Annotated in this window: 15 protein-coding genes and 1 pseudogene; 9 read left to right on the forward strand and 7 right to left on the reverse strand. The window is 71.3% G+C overall.

Annotated elements, in window-relative coordinates; genetic code table 11:
• The first annotated feature begins 400 nt into the window (after nucleotides 1–400).
• Nucleotides 401–1303 (forward strand): DUF1444 domain-containing protein, encoded by a 903-nt coding sequence (locus ACEN96_RS03055; protein ID WP_495586577.1) that lies wholly within the window; start codon nucleotides 401–403, stop codon nucleotides 1301–1303.
• 31 nt (nucleotides 1304–1334) lie between these two features.
• On the opposite strand, the gene ACEN96_RS03060 is transcribed toward ACEN96_RS03055, so the two are convergent.
• The 3 genes from ACEN96_RS03060 to ACEN96_RS03070 form a co-directional block, all read right to left on the reverse strand.
• Nucleotides 1335–2786 (reverse strand): hypothetical protein, encoded by a 1452-nt coding sequence (locus ACEN96_RS03060; protein WP_495586578.1) that lies wholly within the window; start codon nucleotides 2784–2786, stop codon nucleotides 1335–1337.
• Between the two features lie 72 nt (nucleotides 2787–2858).
• Nucleotides 2859–3131 (reverse strand): hypothetical protein, encoded by a 273-nt coding sequence (locus ACEN96_RS03065; RefSeq protein ID WP_495586579.1) that lies wholly within the window; start codon nucleotides 3129–3131, stop codon nucleotides 2859–2861.
• Nucleotides 3132–3165: 34 nt separating this feature from the next.
• A complete protein-coding gene (locus ACEN96_RS03070; RefSeq protein WP_495586580.1) occupies nucleotides 3166–4869 on the reverse strand; it encodes an Hsp70 family protein in 1704 nt (567 codons plus the stop codon).
• 148 nt (nucleotides 4870–5017) lie between these two features.
• On the opposite strand from ACEN96_RS03070, the gene trhA reads away from it, so the two are divergent.
• Nucleotides 5018–5632, forward strand: a complete 615-nt coding sequence (gene trhA / locus ACEN96_RS03075; protein ID WP_495586581.1) for a PAQR family membrane homeostasis protein TrhA — start codon at nucleotides 5018–5020, stop codon at nucleotides 5630–5632.
• A 1-nt stretch (nucleotide 5633) separates the two neighbouring features.
• On the opposite strand, the gene ACEN96_RS03080 is transcribed toward trhA, so the two are convergent.
• Nucleotides 5634–5846: a cold-shock protein gene (locus tag ACEN96_RS03080; RefSeq protein ID WP_495586582.1), complete on the reverse strand. Its 213-nt coding sequence runs from the start codon at nucleotides 5844–5846 to the stop codon at nucleotides 5634–5636.
• Nucleotides 5847–6219: 373 nt separating this feature from the next.
• On the opposite strand from ACEN96_RS03080, the gene ACEN96_RS03085 reads away from it, so the two are divergent.
• From ACEN96_RS03085 to ACEN96_RS03105, 5 genes are all read left to right on the forward strand, one after another.
• Entirely contained in the window at nucleotides 6220–7737 is a 1518-nt protein-coding gene (locus ACEN96_RS03085) for an ATPase domain-containing protein (RefSeq protein WP_495586583.1), read from the forward strand.
• Nucleotides 7734–9419, forward strand: a complete 1686-nt coding sequence (locus tag ACEN96_RS03090; RefSeq protein ID WP_495586584.1) for a response regulator — start codon at nucleotides 7734–7736, stop codon at nucleotides 9417–9419. The genes ACEN96_RS03085 and ACEN96_RS03090 overlap by 4 nt, the downstream gene beginning before the upstream one ends.
• A gap of 74 nt (nucleotides 9420–9493) precedes the next feature.
• Complete coding sequence (locus ACEN96_RS03095; protein ID WP_495586585.1) at nucleotides 9494–9895, forward strand: GntR family transcriptional regulator; 402 nt, start codon at nucleotides 9494–9496, stop codon at nucleotides 9893–9895.
• Nucleotides 9892–10812: an ABC transporter ATP-binding protein gene (locus ACEN96_RS03100; RefSeq protein ID WP_495586586.1), complete on the forward strand. Its 921-nt coding sequence runs from the start codon at nucleotides 9892–9894 to the stop codon at nucleotides 10810–10812. Before ACEN96_RS03095 ends, ACEN96_RS03100 begins: the two co-directional genes overlap by 4 nt.
• Nucleotides 10809–12278, forward strand: a complete 1470-nt coding sequence (locus ACEN96_RS03105) for a hypothetical protein (RefSeq protein ID WP_495586587.1) — start codon at nucleotides 10809–10811, stop codon at nucleotides 12276–12278. The genes ACEN96_RS03100 and ACEN96_RS03105 overlap by 4 nt, the downstream gene beginning before the upstream one ends.
• Before the next feature lie 16 nt (nucleotides 12279–12294).
• Here the strand turns inward: ACEN96_RS03105 and ACEN96_RS03110 are convergent, their stop codons facing one another.
• Nucleotides 12295–12822, reverse strand: coding sequence for a flavin reductase family protein (locus ACEN96_RS03110; RefSeq protein WP_495586588.1), 528 nt, complete (start codon nucleotides 12820–12822; stop codon nucleotides 12295–12297).
• A gap of 42 nt (nucleotides 12823–12864) precedes the next feature.
• Between ACEN96_RS03110 and ACEN96_RS03115 the strand changes: the two genes are divergently transcribed.
• Both ACEN96_RS03115 and ACEN96_RS03120 read left to right on the forward strand, forming a co-directional pair.
• A complete protein-coding gene (locus tag ACEN96_RS03115; RefSeq protein WP_495586589.1) occupies nucleotides 12865–13818 on the forward strand; it encodes a M48 family metallopeptidase in 954 nt (317 codons plus the stop codon).
• 172 nt (nucleotides 13819–13990) lie between these two features.
• Nucleotides 13991–15592, forward strand: coding sequence for a hybrid sensor histidine kinase/response regulator (locus ACEN96_RS03120; RefSeq protein WP_495586590.1), 1602 nt, complete (start codon nucleotides 13991–13993; stop codon nucleotides 15590–15592).
• 24 nt (nucleotides 15593–15616) lie between these two features.
• Here ACEN96_RS03120 and ACEN96_RS03125 read toward each other — a convergent pair whose 3' ends face one another.
• Both ACEN96_RS03125 and ACEN96_RS03130 read right to left on the reverse strand, forming a co-directional pair.
• Nucleotides 15617–16264 (reverse strand): MBL fold metallo-hydrolase, encoded by a 648-nt coding sequence (locus ACEN96_RS03125; RefSeq protein WP_495586591.1) that lies wholly within the window; start codon nucleotides 16262–16264, stop codon nucleotides 15617–15619.
• Between the two features lie 127 nt (nucleotides 16265–16391).
• Nucleotides 16392–18481, reverse strand: a pseudogene (locus ACEN96_RS03130) (M3 family metallopeptidase).
• Nucleotides 18482–18657: the final 176 nt, after the last annotated feature.

Below are 18657 nucleotides of genomic sequence, written 5' to 3' on the forward strand. Positions count from 1 at the left end.
CCCTTCCGCAAGCAGGCGAGGGGCAGGCGATCGAGCGCCACCCCGTATTACCCCCTCGCCCCAACGGGGAGAGGGAGGGGAGAGGGGGCTCGTGCCACAGCGCTGCTGCCCTTCGAAGCACCCCCTCTCCCCTGCCCTCTCCCCCCTCGCGGGGGGCGAGGGAGTTCTTGCGCAAGGCAAGTGCAGGCAGGCCGGTATTACCCCCTCGCCCGCTTGCGGGAGAGAGGTATTGCATCGGTGATGCTCGGTCGAACACCCTCGCCCACGAAGTGGGAAAGGGAGGGGTGAGGGCCAGCGACCGTCGAAGCGAGGGATCTCGCGGCCCTTCAACCCTGGCTGGGGCGACGCAGGAGCGTTCCTTGCCCGGCTCGGGCCTCCCCATGAAAACACGGAGGTCCTCATGCCCGTCATGCGTCTTCGTTCCCCACGACAACCGGGTCCCATCCTGCGGTCCACTCTCGCCGCGCTCGCCGCCACCGTCGCGTTCTGCGGCGCAGCAACCACCGCCTCCGCGCAGTCCAGCGTCGTGCCGCAGGACGCGGCCGGCTTCACCGAGTACGTCGCCACCCAGCTGCGCCAGCAGCTCGGCGACGGCACCGTCGTCGTCCGCGAGCCGCTGACGCTGGGCGTCGCGGACCAGCGCACCCGGCTCGACAAGCTCTATGCCGGCTGCCAGACCAACCGCGGCAACTGCGCCGACGACGTGAACGCGTTCGTGAAGACGACGACGCAGAACTTCCGCGCCGCGACCATCCCCGCGACGCGCGAGTCGCTGCGGCTGGCGGTGCGCACCGCCGCCTCGGTGCAGCAGGCGCAGCGCGAGGTCGGCGGCGATGCCACGACCTTCCGTCCGCGCCCCTTCGTCGGGCCGCTGGTGACGGTGCCGGTCTTCGACACGCTGCGCGCGTCGCGGCTGATCAGCGAGAAGGACTACAAGACGCTGGACCTGTCCGTCGACCAGGTGCGCGAGCTCGCGCGCAAGAACACCTACAACGCGATGCCGCAGGTGCTGCAGACGGCCAAGCCAGTCGCCTCGGGCGAGGTCGGCCGGCTCGACGGGCCGGTGCTGCAGCCGAGCCGGCTGATCTTCATCGACGACTGGAAGCCGCTCGCCGACGCGCAGCACGGCACGCTGATCGTCGCGGCGCCGGCCAACGACACGGTGCTCTACATCGGCGACGACTCGGCGGCCTCGCTCGACGCGCTGCGCGCGCAGGCGCGCGAGATCATGGGCAAGTCCGCCAATCCGCTGACGGACGTGTTGCTGCGATGGTCGCCGTCGGGCTGGGTGACGATGCCCTGAGCGGCTGACGCGCTCGGCGCATTCCGCGCATTCAGCGCGCCGGCGCCCGGCCGCGGAAGCAGCGCCGCCCCAGCCACCAGCCGGCGCGCTGCACCGCGAGCCCCAGGCCCAGCGTCAGATAGAACGCGCCCAGAAGGATCAGCGCGCGCGGCTCCGGATCGGTGTGGGCGAGGAAGCGGCTCAGGCCGGCATACGCGACCGTCAGCGCGCCCAGCGTCAGCCGCATGCCGCCGAGGACGGACAGCCAGCTCATCAGCGTGGGCAGCCCGACCGTGAGCAGCGCCAGCATCGCCTTGGCGCCGCCGTGCGGCCATCGCGGCTGGATGCGGAAGTCCGGATTGGGGATGTACAGGCGCAGCCGGTACACGCTGGTGCCGGCCGACACCCAGGCGGCGATCAGCCCCGCGCCCAGCGGCGTCATCGACGGCAGCGCCTGCACGAGGAAACCCCACAGCGCCGTGGCGGTGACGACCAGATGCAGCGGCCCCTTCAAGCCCAGCAGGACGCCGGCGATGAACGCGCCGATCCCGGCGGTGACCAGGGCCACGCCGCCGTCCTCGGCCAGGAGCGGCGCCGCCTGGAAGGCCGCGCCCGCCAGCGCGAAGCAGCCCGCGCCCACCCAGGGCGACAGCCGTTCCCACCGGCCGCCGGCAAGCATCCGCGTCACCTTGGCGGGCACGGCCTCGCGCAGGAAGTCGAGCAGCCGGGCGCCGTAGCCCATCGCCGTGCAGAAGATCACCAGCGACATCAAGGCCGAGAAGCCGCGCTCGATGGCGGTGCTCAGGTCGTGACGCAGCGCCAGGTCGACCGCCGAGACCAGCAGCGCGATGTGCACCACCGCGAGGTTGCGCACCCGCGCGATGAGCCGGTTGACGGCCCCCAGCTCCGCCTCGTCGAGACCGAGCCGGCGCAGCAGCTGCCAACCCGCCCATTGCAGATGCAGCGGCAACGCATGGCCCATCAGCCACACGCCGAGGGCGGCCTTGATCTGGTCGAACCCGTGCATCGATCCGGCCAGCTGCGCGACGCGCACCGTCGGCGCGAATTCCGCGAGCGTCTCGGGATCGGAGACCGGCACGGGGCGGCGATCGAGCACCTGCGCGAGCGCGGCCATCCGTTCGGCGCCGAGCAGGCGCTCGGTGCGGAAGTCCCGCGACCAGTCGAAGTGGTCGCGCAGCAGGTCGATCAGCAGGCCGGGCACCTGGTCCTGCAGCGCGATCACCAGGTCGGCGAAACGGGCCGAGGCCTCGAGCTGCAAGGACAGCGGCAGTCCACCCAGCGCGAGGCGCAGGGCCGGCAGCGCCGATTCAACCTTCGCCGGACCGCGCTTCAACAGCTCGACGAGGTCCTTGCACAGTGACTCGGGCGTGGGTCCGGTTTCGACCGGCTCAGCCGCCACCGGCTCGGCTTCCACCGGCCGGGCGGGCCGCGGCTCCGGCCGTGTGTCCGCGTCTTCGTTCTCGTTGAGCCGGTGCAGCGGCATCGGCGGAATGTGGGCCGAGGCCTCGGCCGGATCGCGCGTCTGCGCGGCGGCCAGCCCCGCATCCGCGTTCGCCTAGACCGCCGTCTCGACGACCTCGGCGGCCTCGATTCCGGTCTCGGCCCCGGCCCCGGCCTCGGCGGGCGCCTCCTTCCGCCCGTGCTCCTGATGCCATCGCGCATGCGCGACCACGCGGTCGTAGGCCTCGCGCAGCGCTTGGTAGGCCTGCGCGTCGTCATCGGGCCGCGTCTTGCGCAGCGTCTTCGCGTAGGCGCGCTTGATCTCGCCCAGATCGGTGCTGGGCTCGGCCAGGCCGACGCGCGCGCAGTCGGCCTGCCAGGGGTTCATCCATGCATCCATCGGCGGGCTCCGCGTACGCGCGTCAGAAGCGGAAGCCGCCGTCGATGCCGTCGAGCGCCTCGCGCATGCGCTGGCGCGCCTGGCGGATGACGCGCGGCTCCTGCGTGTCCAGCGCCTGCTCGAACTCGCTCAGCCATGCCTGGATCGCGATGCGCTGCTCGCCGAGGCGGTCCTCGTAGAGCCGCTTCGCGCGCTCCACCAGGTAGCGGTTCTCCTCGTCGTCGCGCGGATGGCGCTTGAGCGTGCGCAGCTGCTTCAGCGCCTCGGCGATCTGCGCCTCGCTCATCTCGGTGGCGGTGTTGCGGATCAGCGTGGTGGCGGTGCGTCCGCCCTGCACGTCGCGCGCGTCGACCTCCAGCAGGCCGTTGGCGTCGTAGGTGAAGCGCACCTCGATCGCGGCCTCGCCGGCGGGCAGCGGCGGCACCTCGATGTCGAGCTTGCCCAGGTGCAGGTTGTCGCTGCCGATCGGCGATTCGCCCTGGCGGATGTCCAGCTCCACCTGGCGCTGGTTGTCGGCGACGGTGCAGTAGCGCTCCATCCGCGATACCGGCACCGGCGTGTTGCGCTCGATGATGGGACTGAAGCGGTCGCCGACGCGCTGCTGGCCCACCTGTTGCGAGGTGATCACGCCGAGCGAGAAGGGCATCACGTCGGTCAGCACGACCTCGTCCAGCGCCGCGTCGCGCGCCTTCAGGCCGGCCTGCACGGCCGCGCCCTGCGCGATCGCCTGGTCCGGGTCGATGGTGCGCAGCGGCAGCCGCTGGAACAGCCGCGTGATCAGCTGCCGGATCATCGGCATCCGCGTCGCGCCGCCGACCAGCACCACCTCGTCCAGCGACGACGGCGACAGCTGCGCGTCCTGCAGCGCGCGCTCGATCGGGCGGCGCAGGCGCTGCAGCAGCTCGGCGGTGGCGGCTTCGAAGTCCGCGCGGGTCAGCTCGAGCTCCGCGCGGCGGCCGTCGAGCATCAGGCCCATCACCGTGGCGTCGCGCTCGCTGAGGTCGCGCTTGGCCTGCTCGGCGGCGCGCCACCACAGCGCGGGATCCTTCTGCAGGCGCTCGCGGTCGGCCAGCGACAGCGCGCCGCAGCGCTCGATGAACAGCTTGCCCAGCGCATGGGCGAAGTCCTCGCCGCCCAGGCGCGTGTCGCCGGCGCTGGCGCGCACCTCGACGACGCCGTCGAAATACTCCAGCACCGACACGTCGAAGGTGCCGCCGCCCAGGTCGAAGACCAGGAAGGTGCTGTTGTCGGGGCGGTCCTGCAGGCCGTAGGCGAGTCCGGCGGCGGTCGGCTCGTTGAGCAGCCGCTCGACCTTCAGCCCGGCGAGCTCGCCGGCGGTGCGGGTCGCGCGGCGCTGGGCCTCGTTGAAGTAGGCGGGGACGGTAATGACGGCCTCGGTGACCGGCGCGCCGAGGAAGGCCTCGGCATCGGCCTTCAGCGCCTGCAGCACCAGCGCGGACAGCTCCTCGGCGCGGAAGGCCTTGTCGCCGAGCTTGATCGTGCGGTCGCTGCCCATCCAGCGCTTGAAGGCCTGGGCGCTGCGGGCCGGATCGGTGGCGGCGCGCTCGCGGGCGGCCAGACCGACGATCAGCTTGCCGGCGTCGTCGATCGCCACGGCCGAGGGCGTCGAGAAGTCGCCCAGCGCGTTGGGGACCAGGTGGGGGCGGCCGTCGCGGAAGACGGCGAGAAGGCTGTTGGTCGTGCCGAGGTCGATGCCGACGATCATGGGAAGCAGCGGAGCGGAGAAGGCGCGGAAGGTCCGCGGGCGCGCGCAGGGGCGCGAGGCGGCGGGAGGATAGCAGCGCGCAGGGTGATCCGGACGTCACATTGCGACCGTAGGCTATGCCCTTCGACGGCTATGCGGAGGAGCAGCGATGTATCGCGGCGAACGCCTGAATGCGGCCACCCATCTGGCCGGCCTGCTCGCGGCACTGCCGGCGGCGGCATGGCTGGTCCTCCAGGCGCTGGACACGGGCAGCACCCGGCGCGCTGTCGCCGCGGGGGCTTTCGGCATCGCGCTGGTCGCGGTCTTCGCGGCCTCGACGCTGTGCCACAGCACCAAGGGGCGCGCCCCGCTGGGCGGGGCGCGAGTCGATCACGGGGCGATCTTCCTGCTCATCGCGGGGACGGCGACGCCGTTCGCGCTGGTGAGCCGCGGCGGCCCGGTCAACTGGGCGCTGCTGGGCGGCGTATGGGCGGTGGCGCTGGCGGGCGCGGCGCTCTCGGCGCTCGGGCGCAGCGGGCGGTCCATGCTCTGGGCCTACCTGGCGGCAGGCTGGATGGCGACGATGGCCTGCGCTCCCGCGCTGCTCGACGTGTCTCACGGCACGCTGAGCCTGTTCCTGGCGGGTGCCAGCGCCTATACGGCCGGCACCTACTTCTTTGCCAATCCGGATCGCCGTGCGCATTCACACGGCATCTGGCATCTCTTCGTCATCGCCGGAAGCGGATTGCATTTCGGCGCTGTCGCGAGATACGTCCTGGCCTGAATCAGACCTGGCGGATGTTGGTCGCCTGAAGGCCCTTGAGGCCGTTCTTCGTCTCGAATTCAACCTTGGCGCCTTCCGCCAACGTGCGGAAGCCGCCGCTGGACTGGATCTCGCTGTGGTGGGCGAACAGGTCCTTGCTGCCGTCAGCCGGCGTGATGAAGCCGAAGCCCTTGTCGTCGCTGAACCATTTCACGGTTCCGGTCTTGGTGGTCATGATGTTTCCTTTGTCGATGCGCGTGCGGAGTCACTCGGCGCACGCGTGGAGGCCGAGACAGAAACACCCAAGAGCAGTCAGCGGGGGAGATGTTGCCGAAGCGAGCCGCCCGCGATACAGGCCTGGAGAAGGCCAGCGGGGGGCTGCGGAAGAAGACCTCAGGAGAAAGGTCTTGTGCGAATCTATCCAGCGACTCTAGCACGCGCTCTTCAGCAAAGTGCCGATGTGCCGGAAACTGTCCCCGCTTTCGCCCCCTTTGCCTCGCCGCGCCCGGCAGGAATTTCACGCAGCCACAGAGAGGCGGGAAGGGGCGGGAAAGGCATTTGCCGTCTGTTCGGACCCAGTACTGCCGCGGTTTAGCCACGCTGACGCCATGGATATCGCCTCGCCACCCCAAAAACGCTGCTCCACCGGCATCGCCGGGCTGGATGACGTCCTCCAGGGCGGCCTGCCTCAGGGGCACCTCTATCTGTTCGAGGGCGACCCCGGGACCGGCAAGACGACGCTCGGGATCCATTTCCTGCTCGCCGGCATCGCGGCGGGGGAGAGCGGCCTGTACGTCACGCTGTCCGAAACGGCGTCGGAGCTCCGCGAGATCGCCCGCGCGCACGGCTGGAACCTGGATCAGGAGGGGCTGGACCTGTTCGAGCTCGTCAGCGCCGAGCAGCTCGGCCCCGAGGCGGAGCAGTCCATCATCCATCCCGCCGAGCTGGAGCTGAATCAGACGGTCCAGGGCGTGATGGCGCGCATCGAGGAACGCCGGCCCAGGCGGGTCGTCTTCGACAGCCTGTCGGAGATGCGCCTGCTGGCCCAGGATCCGCTGCGCTACCGCCGGCAGGTCCTGGCGTTGAAGCACTTCTTCGCGCGCAACGACTGCACGGTGCTGATGCTGGACGACCTCAGCGCCTCCACCGGCGACATGCAGCTGCGCAGCATCGCGCATGGCGTGGTCTGGCTGCAGCAGATCGTCGGGGAGTACGGCGCGGACAAGCGCTTCCTGCGCGTGGCGAAGATGCGCGGCATCGCCTTTCGCAGCGGGGAGCACGACTTCACGCTCAAGACCGGCGGCATCGAGGTCTTCCCGCGCCTGATCGCGGCGGAGCACCACAAGAGCTTCCCGCCCGAGAACGTGTCCACGGGCAACGCCGCGCTCGACCAGACGCTGGGCGGCGGCCTGGCCCGCGGGAGCAACACGCTGTTCGTCGGTCCCTCCGGCGTGGGCAAGACGTCCACCGCCATCGCCTGCGTGCACGCCGCGCTGCGGCGCGGCGAGCGCGCGGCGTACTACCTGTTCGACGAGGGGCTGGGCACCTTGCTGCCGCGCGCCAAGGCCCTGGGATACGACGTGCGCGAGGCGCTGGACAACGGGCGCTTCGATCTCAGCGCGCTCGATCCCGCGGAAGTGACGCCGGGGGAATTCGCCGCGCGCGTGCGCCAGGCCGTCGAGCGCGATGGCGCGCGCATCGTCGTGATCGACAGCCTCAACGCCTATCTGCAGGCCATGCCCGGCGGCAAGTTCCTGATGCTGCAGATGCATGAACTGCTGACCTACCTCAACCAGCGCGGCGTGATCACCATCCTGGTCCTCGGCCAGCACGGCGTCCTCGGGCAGGGGCGGCTGGACATCGACCTCAGCTACCTGAGCGACGCGGTCGTCCTGTTCCGCTACTTCGAGGCGCGCGGCCACCTGCTCAAGGCGGTCTCCGTGGCCAAGAGCCGGACGAGCCGCCACGCCAGCACCATCCACGAGTTCCGCCTGGGCGATCAAGGGGTGGAGGTCGGCGTGGCGCTGACGGACTTTGAAGGCGTGGTGTCGGGCGTGTCCCGCTACGCCGGCGAAATCGCGCTGCTCGGTGACGGCGATGGCGACGGGAACGATCGCACCGCATGAAGTCCGAGCTGGAAGCGCGGGTCCTCATCCTGGCGCCTTTCGGCCGGGACGCCCAGGTGGTGTCCGACGTGGTGGCGCGCCTGGCCCCGGTCCATGCGGTGGCCACGCCGCAGCAACTGCTCGAGGGCCTGGACCACGGCGCCGCGGCGGCCGTGGTGACCGAAGAAGCCTTCCTGGTGACGAGCGGCAGCCCGATGGACACGTGGCTGCGGCGGCAGCCGCCGTGGTCCGATTTCCCCTTCGTCGTCCTGACCAGCCGGCGCACCGGCCGGCGGCCGCCCAACGCCGCCACGTCGCTGCACCTGCTGGGCAACGTGATCCTGCTGGAGCGGCCGCTGAGTCCGGACACGCTGCAGACAGCCGTCGAGGCCGCGGTGCGCGCCCGCGGCCGGCAGTACGCGAACCGGGCGGTGCTGGCCGAACTGGCCCGCGCGCGCGACGTCGTCGCCGAGCTCAACCGCGATCTGGAGACGCGCATCGACCATCGGACGCGGGAGCTCTCCAACGCCAACAACCGGCTCATGAACGAGATCGCCGAGCGCGAGCGCGCCCAGTCGGCGCTGCTGCAGGGCCAGAAGATGGAAGCGATGGGGCATCTGACCGGCGGCATCGCGCACGACTTCAACAACCTGCTCCATGTCATCGGCACCAACCTGGACCTGCTGGCCCGCATCGAGTGCCCGCCGGTGGCGCAGCGCATCATCGAAAGCGCCCGCCGCACGGTGCGGCGCGGCGCGCGTCTGACGGCGCAGCTGCTGTCCTTCGCCCGCAGCCAGTCGCTGGTGCCGCAGCCCACCGACGTGCATGCGCTGTTGCAGGGCATGCAGGAGCTGCTGCATACGTCGGTGGGATCGCGTGTCCAGATCGACCTGCGCCTGAGTCATCCGAATCCCATCGTGGAGCTGGACCCGAACCAGCTGGAGATGTCCATCCTCAATCTCGCCGTCAACGCGCGTGACGCGATGGAAGGCGCCGGCACCATCACCATCGCCACCGACGAGACGGACGTCGCGCGCGGCGCGGAGACGGTGCCCGGGCTGCGGCTGACCGTGGCGGACAACGGGCCCGGGATTCCAGCCTCCATCATCGACAAGGTCTTCGAGCCCTTCTTCACGACCAAGCCGATGGGCAATGGCACGGGGCTGGGGCTGTCCCAGGTCTACGGCTTCGCGAGGCAGTCCGCCGGCGAGGCCGGCATCGACAGCCGCCCCGGCGAGGGAACGCGCGTTCATCTGAGCTTCCCGGTCGTGACGGCCTCGTCGGCCGGTGACCGGCCGGCCCCGTTCTCGCGGCCGTCGACGCCGGCGCAGCGCATCCTGGTGGTCGAGGACGACGACGAAGTGCGGCAATCCATCGTGCAGAGCCTGGAGCTGCTCGGCCACCGGGTGACCTCGGTGGCGAGCGGCGCGGCCGCGCTGGCCGCCTTGCGGGAGGCGACGCCCAGCCTGCTGATCGTCGACTACGTGATGCCGGGCATGAACGGCGCGGAGCTCATCGGCCATGTGCAGGAGGGCTGGCCGGCGATTCCGATCATCCTGGCCACCGGCTATGCGGACATGGACCAGGTCGCGCATGTGCTCGGCGCGCGGTTCATCCTGAAGAAGCCGTTCAGCGTCGAGGCGCTGTCGGAGGCGGTGCACACCGCGGTGATGCCGGCGGCGGCAACCCGGCTCAGCCCCTAGCGCCGGCCGGAAGTCACGGGTTGACGATCCGCGATCACGTGTATTACTGTAGCGATACACGTCGACGATCACGGATGGACACCGATCTCCTCTTCAGCATCAACACCGGCTCGCCGGAGCCGATCTACCGCCAGCTGGTGGAGCAGTTGCGCCGCCGCGTGGCGAGCGGCCAGCTGGTGGCCGGGCAGGAGATCCCGTCGGTGCGCGAGGTGGCGCAGGCGCTCGCGGTGAATCCGATGACGGTGTCCAAGGCCTTCGGGCTGATGGAGGCCGAGGGGCTGGTGGAGCGCCGCCGCGGGCTGCCGATGGTGGTCGCGGCGCAGCACCAGAAGGCGATGAGGACGCGGGGCCGCGTCGAGCTGTTGCGGCCCGCGCTGGAAAAGGCCGCCGCCGAGGCGCGCCAGCTGGAACTGCCGCCGGAACAGGTGCTGTCCCTATTCAAGGCGCTGCTCGAAGACAAGGGAGAGACGCGATGACCCAGACCTTGACGATCGGCCAGGCGCCGGCGCTCGTGGACGACGCCGCCAGCGACGTCCCCGTGAGGGCGACCGGCCTGCGCGTGGACTTCAAGGGCCAGCCCGGCGTGCTGGCGGGGCTGGACTGGACGCTCACGCCGGGGCAGGTGATCGGGCTGCTGGGCCGCAATGGCGCGGGCAAGACGACCCTGCTGGAGACGCTGCTCGGACTGCGCGAGCCGCAAGCCGGCGAGGTGCGGCTGTTCGGCCAGCCCGCGCTGCTGCCCGACGACGCGCTGCGCGCGCGGCTGGGCTACGTGCCGCAGCACGCCGCGCTGTTCGAGGACTTCCAGGCCGGCGACCTCCTGCGCTACTTCCGCAGCTTCTATCCGCGCTGGAACGACGCGAAGGTCGACGGCCTGATGTCGCGCTGGGACATCCCGCGCGATCGCCGCGTGGGGCAGCTCTCGCAAGGGCAGCAGCAGCGGCTGTCCATCATCCGCGCGCTGGCGCACGAGCCCGACCTGCTGGTGCTCGACGAGCCGGTCGCCAGCCTCGATCCCGCGGGCCGGCGCGACTTCCTGCGCGAGCTCGTGGACCAGGTGCTGGACCGCAGCACGACGGTGCTGTTCTCGACGCACATCCTGTCGGACCTCGAGCGCGTGGCCTTCAACATCGCCTTCCTGAGCCGCGGCCGCATCGCGCTGCATGCGTCGCAGGACGCGCTGCTGGACGAGATCCGGCTGCTGTCCGGCCCGATCGGGCGGCTGCAGGCGGCGGTGGAGACGCATGGCGGCCAGGTGCTGAGCCGGCGCGACCTCGGCGAGCAGCCGCGCTGGCTGGTGCGCTTCGCCGCCGGCCGGCTGCCTCAGGGCGATGCCGCGATGCGCTGCGAGGCGATGAACCTCGAGGACCTCTTCCTGGAGATGACGCAATGAACGCGGTGCTGCCGCCCGCGGGCGCCGATGGCCACGCGGCGCTGCGGCGCGCGGTGGCGCGCAAGGTCGGGCGGCTCTGGTGGCTGGCGCTGCCGGTGCTCGGCGCGACCGGGCTGGCGTCGATGGCCGATGCGCCGCACGCGGCTGCCTCGACCTTCGTCCTGGCGCTGATGGTGGCGCTGCAGCTGGTGTGGTGGTCGGCGGCCAGCGCGCTGCTGGGGCTGAACGATCCGCTCTCGGCGCATCTGCTGCCCGGCCAGCTGCGCAAGCTGCGCGAGACGGCGGTCGTGACGATGCTGGGGCTGGCCGCGCTGAGCGGCCTGACGCTGAGCACCGTCTTCGGTCATGCGCTGGCCTTCGTCATGGCGAACGCCGCCGTGATGCTGGGCTTCGCGGCCTGCCTGCGCTGGCCGCTGCTGTGGTTCGGCGTCTGGATCCTGCCGGGACTGCTGCTGCCGCTGCTCGGCGACGTTCCCGCCGCGCGCGCGGTGGCCGGCTTCTTCGTGAACTGGCACGAGCGCCAGCCGCTGATGCAGGCCGGCGTGATCCTGCTCGCGCTGGCGGCCGGCCTGTGGGGACTCTTCCAGACCGGCGGCGCGGGACATGCGAAGTCCTGGCAGGCCAGCCGGCGGCTGCGCGAGGCGATGTCGATGCGGGCCGGCGGATCGCGCATCGCCTGCGGGAGCGGCCCGTTCGCGCGCTTGGGCCGCCTCTTCCAGTGGGGTCTGCCGATCTGGCGCGAGCATCTGCTGAGGACGGCCCGGCCAGACCCGCGCAGCGTCAGCGCGCGGGCCGAGTTCGCGGCCATGCGCGGCCTGCACTGGTCCGCGACGGGGTCGACGGGCGCGGTCCTCGCGCTGTGCCTGCTGGGCTCCGAAGTGGCGGCGCTGGTCTTCATGCCCGAGCGCGCGGGCCGGATCATCCACGCGGCCCTGCCGGGCGTGTCCATCGGGCTGATGAGCGGGATGCTGAGCCCGCTCTTCGGGCTCGTCACGACCTGGCATCAGACGCGGCGCGAGCAGGCGCTGCTCGCGCTGGTGCCGGGCATGCCCCGCGGCAGCGCGATGAACCGGGAATTGGCCCGGCGGATGCTTCGCCACTACGTCGCGATGTGGGCGGGCGGTGTCGCGCTGATCCTCGTGGCATCGGCGCTGGCTCCCGAAGACGCGGCGACGGCGGGTCGTCCGCTGCTGGGCCTGGATTTCGCGGCCGCGGCGCTGCCGGTGTCGCTGATGCTCTGGCGCGACTGGTCGCGGCAGGGGGCGCCGCGAGGTGTGCAGATCGGCCTGCTGACGATGGCGACGCTGCTCGGCATGGGCCTGTGCACGGCGGCGAGCAGCTACTGGCGCTTCTCGCCGCTGTGGCTGGTGGGCGCGTCGATGCTGCTGACGCTCGCGCTCGGCGCCTGGCGCTGGCGCCTGGTGCGCCGCGCGGCGCCCTTCTGGCCGGTCGGCCGGCACGCCTGAGGCGCGGCCTCGCCGTTCAGATCGGCAGCTCGGTGTAGTAGCGGCCGCCGTGGAAGATCAGCGGCTGCGCCTGTTCCGCGCGGCTGCAGGCCTCGACCTCGCCGACGAAGATGACGTGGTCGCCTTCCTCGTACTGGCTGCGGTTGGCGCATTCGAAGACCGCGGCGCAGCCCTCCAGCACCGGCGCGCCGCCGCAGCCTTCGCGGAAGGACACGCCGGCGAAGCGGTCGATGTCACGCGTGGCGAAGCGCTGCGCGAGCTCCTTCTGATCGGCCGCCAGGATGTTGATCGCGTAATGCGAGCCTCGGCTGAACACCGGCATCGAGCCGGCGCGCCGCGCCAGGCTCCACAGCACCAGCGGCGGCGACAACGACACCGAGTTGAACGAATTCGCGGTCAGGCCGACCAGGGTGCCGTCCTCCGCGCGCGCGGTGACGATGGTGACGCCGGTGGCGAACATGCCCAGCGCGGCGCGGAACTGCTGCGGATCGAGCGGCGCCGTGGCGCAGGCCGGTGTCGGGGAGATCAGGGGCGGCTGGGACATGATGTGACGCATTGTCGCCTGTCGGTTCCCTAGAATTCGCGCATGGACGATGCTGACTTCCATTGCGACACCGACCCTCATCTGCCGTCGGCGCCCGCCTATGGGTGGGGCCGGTGCGATTGCCGCCGCTGCGGCGGCGCGCCGCGCCACCCCGCGCGGCGCCTGTTCACGGGGCTGATCGCGGCCGGCACCGCGTCGGCGCTGGTGCCCGCCTGGGCGCAGGAGGGCGTCGACGTCGGGCGGCAGAGCCGCTTCACCAAGCTCGTCTCGGCCGAGCAGGTCGAGGCCGCGGCGCAGCAGCAGTACATGCAGATGATGCGGCAGGCGCAATCGCAGAAGGCGCTGGCGCCGTCCAGCCATCCGCAGGTCGTGCGCCTGCGCGCGATCGCGCAGCGCATCATCCCGTTCGCCGGCGCCTGGAATCCCCGCGCGCAGCAATGGCGCTGGGAAGTGAACCTGGTCGGCAGCCGCGAGCTGAACGCGTTCTGCATGCCGGGCGGCAAGATCGCCTTCTATTTCGGGATCCTGCAGCAGCTGCAGCTGAGCGACGACGAGGTCGCGATGATCATGGGTCACGAGATGGCCCACGCGCTGCGGGAGCACGCGCGCGAGCGCATGGGCAAGACCATGGCGACCAACGGCGCGATCGAGATCGGCGCGGCGCTGCTGGGGCTGGGCAACGTCGGGCGCGGCGTCGCCAACATCGGCGGCCAGCTGCTGTCGCTGACCTTCAGCCGCGAGGACGAGAGCGAGGCCGACCTGGTCGGCATGGAGCTGGCGGCGCGGGCCGGTTACAACCCGCGGGCCGGCATTTCGCTGTGGGAAAAGATGGGACGCGCGAGCAAGGGCGCGCCGCCGCAGTTCCTGTCGACGCACCCGTCCGGGCCGACGCGGATCCGCGACATCGAGCGGACGCTGCCGCGCGTCGAGGGCCTCTACGCGCGCGCCCCCAAGCCGCCGGAGCGCTTCCAGCCGCCCGAGCCGGCCAAGTCTTGACGACCCGGCGCCGCTGGCGCCCCTGACCCCAAAGGCCCCTGACGCCCGGAAAGGCCGATGGCATCGGCCTTTCCGGGCCGGGCGCGTTTTCAGCGCGTTAACGTGCGGGGCACGGCGATTGCCGAGGCGGCGAACGAGGTCCACACTCGGGCCTCACCGATCGGGGGGCGCCATGACGCGTCGAGAGTCCACGCACGATCCGGGCGCGCCGGCCGCACCGGAAGAAGGCGCCGCGCACGCCGGCGCCGCGCTGGACTACGTGACCGACGCCGTGATCCTGCTGCGCCATGACTGGTCCATCGAGTTCGTCAACGTCGCTTTCGAGCGCGCCTGCGGGCGGCCGCGCGAGGCGCTGATCGGCAGGAATTACTGGGCCAGCCTGCCCGGCGTGATGGGCGCGCGATTCGAGGGCGAGGCGCGGGCCGCGATGGCATCGCGCGCGGCGCGCCTCTACGAGGAGTTCAATCCCCGCCTGAGCAAGTGGTTCGAGTGCCGTGCCTTTCCCTGCGAGAACGGCCTGGTGGTGCTGTTCATCGACGTCACGATGCGCAAGGCCGACGAGCTCACGCGGGTGGACCTCGAGGAGAAGCTGGTGCGCATCCAGCGCATGGAGTCGCTGGGCACGCTGGCGGGCGGCGTGGCGCACGACTTCAACAACATCCTGGCGGCGATCCTCGGCCACGCCGGAATGATGCTCGGCGAGCTGCCGCCGGCGTCGCCGCTGCGCGGGCACGTGCAGCAGATCAAGCGGGCAGGGGACCGCGCGCGCGAGATCGTGCAGCGCATCCTGGCCTACGCGCGCGGCAGCGGCCACGAGCTGTCCAAGCACCGCCTGCGGCCGCTGGTCGAGGACAGCATCGGGCTGCTGCGCTCGACGCTGCCGGCAACGGTGCGGCTGACGGTGGACCTGCATGGCAACGACTGCGTCGCGACGGTGGACCCGGCGGATGTGCAGCAGGTGGTGCTGAACCTGTGCACCAACGCGTGGCAGGCGATGCCCGGCGGGCACGGCACGCTGCACGTGGGCCTGCGCGCGGTGCAATTCGACGTGCCGCATGCATTCACCATCGGCCGCGTCGCGCCGACGCGCTATGCGGAGCTGAGCGTGCGCGACGATGGCCTGGGCATGCCGGAGGACGTCACGAAGCGGTTGTTCGAACCCTTCTTCACGACCAAGCCGCGGGGGCAGGGCACGGGGCTGGGGCTGCACATCGTGCATGGCATCGTGCATGCGCATGGCGGCGCGATCGACGTGCAGTCGCGGCCGGGCGCGGGCACGCTGTTCGCGGTCTATCTGCCGGTGCTGGCCGATGAGACGGCGCCGCTGGACACGGCGGCGCTGGCCAAGGTCGCCGACCCGGGCGAGGGCGAGCATGTCGTCTACGTCGACGACGACCCGATCGTGCTGCTGATGGTCGACGCCCTGCTGCGCAAGGCGGGCTACGACGTGCGCACCTACTCGGAGCCGCGCGAATGCCTGGGCGACATCGAGCAGGGCCGCATCCCGGTGCAGCTGCTGATCACCGACTTCAACATGCCCGGCATGAACGGGCTGGAGCTGGCGGTGGCGGTGCGCGCGACGCTGGGGCGGGTGCCGGTCATCATCACGACCGGCTACATCGGCGATGAGCTCGCCGACGCCGCGGACCGGATGGGCGGCGTGGCGGTGCTGCAGAAGGAGCGCAGCTTCGAGGAGCTCGCCGAGCTGGCGGCGCTGGCGCTGCGCGGCTTTCCGGAATCGCGCTTCGTCGACACGGGCCTGTCGCCGCTGTGAGCGGCGCGGCGTCCGCGCGCGGACTCAGCCCCAGCGGCCGCCGACGAAGGGGTTGGTGCGGCGCTCCTCGCCGAAGCTGCTCTCGGGGCCATGGCCGGGGATGAAGACGGTGTCGTCGCCCATGGGCCAGAGGCGCTCGGTGATGGAGCGGATCAGCGTGGCGTGGTCGCCGCCGGGGAAGTCGGTGCGGCCGATGCTGCCGGCGAAGAGCACGTCGCCGACGAAGCAGCGCTGCGCGGACGCCGAGTGGAAGACGACGTGGCCCGGCGTGTGGCCGGGGCAGTGGCGCACGGTCAGCGTCTCCTGGCCGATCTGGACCGTGTCGCCGTCCTCGAGCCAGCGCGTGGGGGTGAAGGTCTCGGCCGGCGGGAAGCCGAACATCGCGGATTGCTGCGGCAGGCCGGCGATCCAGAACTGGTCGCCGGTGTGTGGGCCGATGATGGGCAGGTCCAGCGTGCGCGCGAGCTCGCCGGTGCCGCCGGCATGGTCGATGTGCGCATGGGTCAGCCACAGCGCCTTGAGCGTCAGGCCCAGTCGCTTGACCTCGCCGAGCAGGCGCGAGATCTCGCCGCCCGGGTCGATGAGCGCGGCGTCGTTCGTGGCATCGCACCAGACGATCGAGCAGTTCTGCTGGAACGCGGTGACGGGGACGGTGAGGTAGCGGAAGGACATCGAGCGGGTGGACTTTGGAATCAAAGGGCCAGGCGCCAGATGTCGCCTGGGCGTCCTGAGAAGGCGCCGAAAAAATGCCTGGGAACTCTACATCGTCCGTCACCCGGCGCGGCATGCCCGCGAGATCTCAAGCGCCCGCCTCCACAGGGGACACAACCGCCGGCGCGGCGAACCCGCGTTGGCGCAGCAGTGGCTCGATGGCCGGTTCACGGCCCCGGAAACCGAGGAAGCTCTCCTTCATCGGCCGACTGCCGCCGACTTCCAGGATCTGTTCACGGAAGCGCCGCCCGTTGCCCCGGTCGAGCACGCCGGCCTGCGTGAAGGCGTCCCAGGCGTCGCACGCGAGCACCTCGGCCCAGAGATAGCTGTAGTAGCCCGCCGCGTAGCCGCCCGCGAGATGTGCGAGAAGCCGTTCTGGAAGCGGTTCCACGGCGGGGGCGGCATCACCGAGGCCTCGGCGCGCACCTCGTCCAGCACGGCCTGCGCGTGGCCGGCGCGCTCCGGTTCCGTGTGCAGCCGCATGTCGAAGAGCGCCAGTTCGGTCTGGCGCAGCAGGCCCAGTCCGTTCTGGAAATGGCGAGCGGCGAGCATGCGCTCGTACAGCGCGCGCGGCAGCGGTTCGCCGGTGAGGACGTGGGCCGAGATGCGCTGGAGGACGGGCCACTCCCAGGCGAAGTTCTCCATCAGCTGACTGGGCAGTTCCACCGCATCCCATTCGACGCCGGAGAGGCCCGACACGCCCAGGGTCTCCACGCGCGAGAGCAGGAAGTGCAACGCATGCCCGAATTCGTGGAAGAGCGTGACCACCTCGCCATGGCGCAGCAGCGCCGGCTGGCCCTCGGCCGGCGCGGCGAAGTTCGTGACCAGGTGCGCCAGGGCCATGCGCAGCGAGCCATCGGGACGGCGCCAGCGGACCTGCGCGCCGTTCATCCAGGCGCCGGCGCGCTTGCCGGCACGCGCGTAGGGGTCGAGGAAGAAGCGGCCCACCAGCTCGCCGGCGCCTTCGTCGCCATGCCCTACCGCCGGAGCGAGCCGCTCGACGCGGTAGACCTGGACCGAGGGATGCCAGGCGGGCTGGGGATCCGGGACGACGGCCACGTCGAACAGCGTCCGCGCGATCTCGAAGAGGCCAGCCAGCACCCGGTCCAGGGGGAAGTGCTGCTGCACCTCCGATTCGCTGAAGGCGTAGCGCGATTGGCGCAACTGCTCCGCGGCATGACCCAGATCCCAGGCCTGCAGCGTCTCGATCCCCAGCGTCTCGCGGGCGAACGCGCGCAGGGCGTCGAGCTCGGCCTGCGCCTGCGGACGGCTGCGCGCGGCCAGTTCACGCAGGAACGCCAGCACCTGGTCCGGCGTGTCGGCCATCTTCGGGATCAGCGACACCGTCGCGTGATGCGGGTGGCCCAGTAGCCGGGCACGCTCGTGGCGGAGCTGCAGGATCTCCTCGATCACCGGCCCGTTGTCGCGTTCGGCCGGCCCCGATTCGCTGGCGCGGGTGGCGTTCGCGCGATAGAGGCGCTCGCGCAGCGCGCGGTCCTTGGCGAACTGCAGCAGCGGACCCAGGCAGGGTTGCTGCAGCGTGACCTTGAACTCGCCTGGACGGCCTTCGGCCGCTGCCGCCGCGGCCAGACCCGCCCGGACCTCCTCGGGCACGCCGTCGAGCTCCTGGGCGCTCGCCCAGTGCACGAAGGCGTCGGTGGCATCGAGCAGGCGGTTGGAGAACTCCCGGGCCAGCGTGGCCGAGCGTTGCAGCGACTCGTTGAATCGTGCCTTGGCCGCCTCCTCCAGCTCCGCGCCCGACAGCCGGAAACCGCGCAGGGTGTTGTCCAGCGCCCGGCGCCGGGCCGGCTCAAGGCGGCCGCCCTGCTCGGCGGCCACGCGCTTGTAGAGGCCGTAGAGGCGCTGGTCCGAGGACAGGCGCGCCTGCAACGCGGTCACCTTGGGCTGGTTCCGCGCCACCGCGGCGCGAAGGGCCGGCGTGTCGCGGACCGCCTGCAGATGCATCACGGCGTTCCAGGCTTCGCCCAGCGCCTCCAGCGGCACGTCCAGCAAGGCGGACACGTGCTGGCAGTCCGCCGGCGCGACCGGGTGCGCCGCCTGCGCGATCGCACGATCGCAGGCGGCCACCAGGGCGTCGATCGCCGGTGCGACGTGTTCGGCGGTGATCTGGTCGAAACGGGGGCAGGACGCGATTTTCAGCAGGGGGTTGTCGTTCATCGGGAGGTTCCGGAGTGCGGCGCTGACGGCCTTTGGAAGGTCCGGAGTGTCTCCGGCGGCCGCGCTCGCCGGGCCTGCCGGCGGTGCCCCGACCGGCCCCCACTGTCATGGCCAGCGGATCAGTACACATTGACGGCGCCATCACGTATCTGTCTCGATCCCTCTCCTCTGCCTTC

The sequence above is a fragment of the Roseateles sp. Mitsp63 genome (assembly GCF_059491535.1).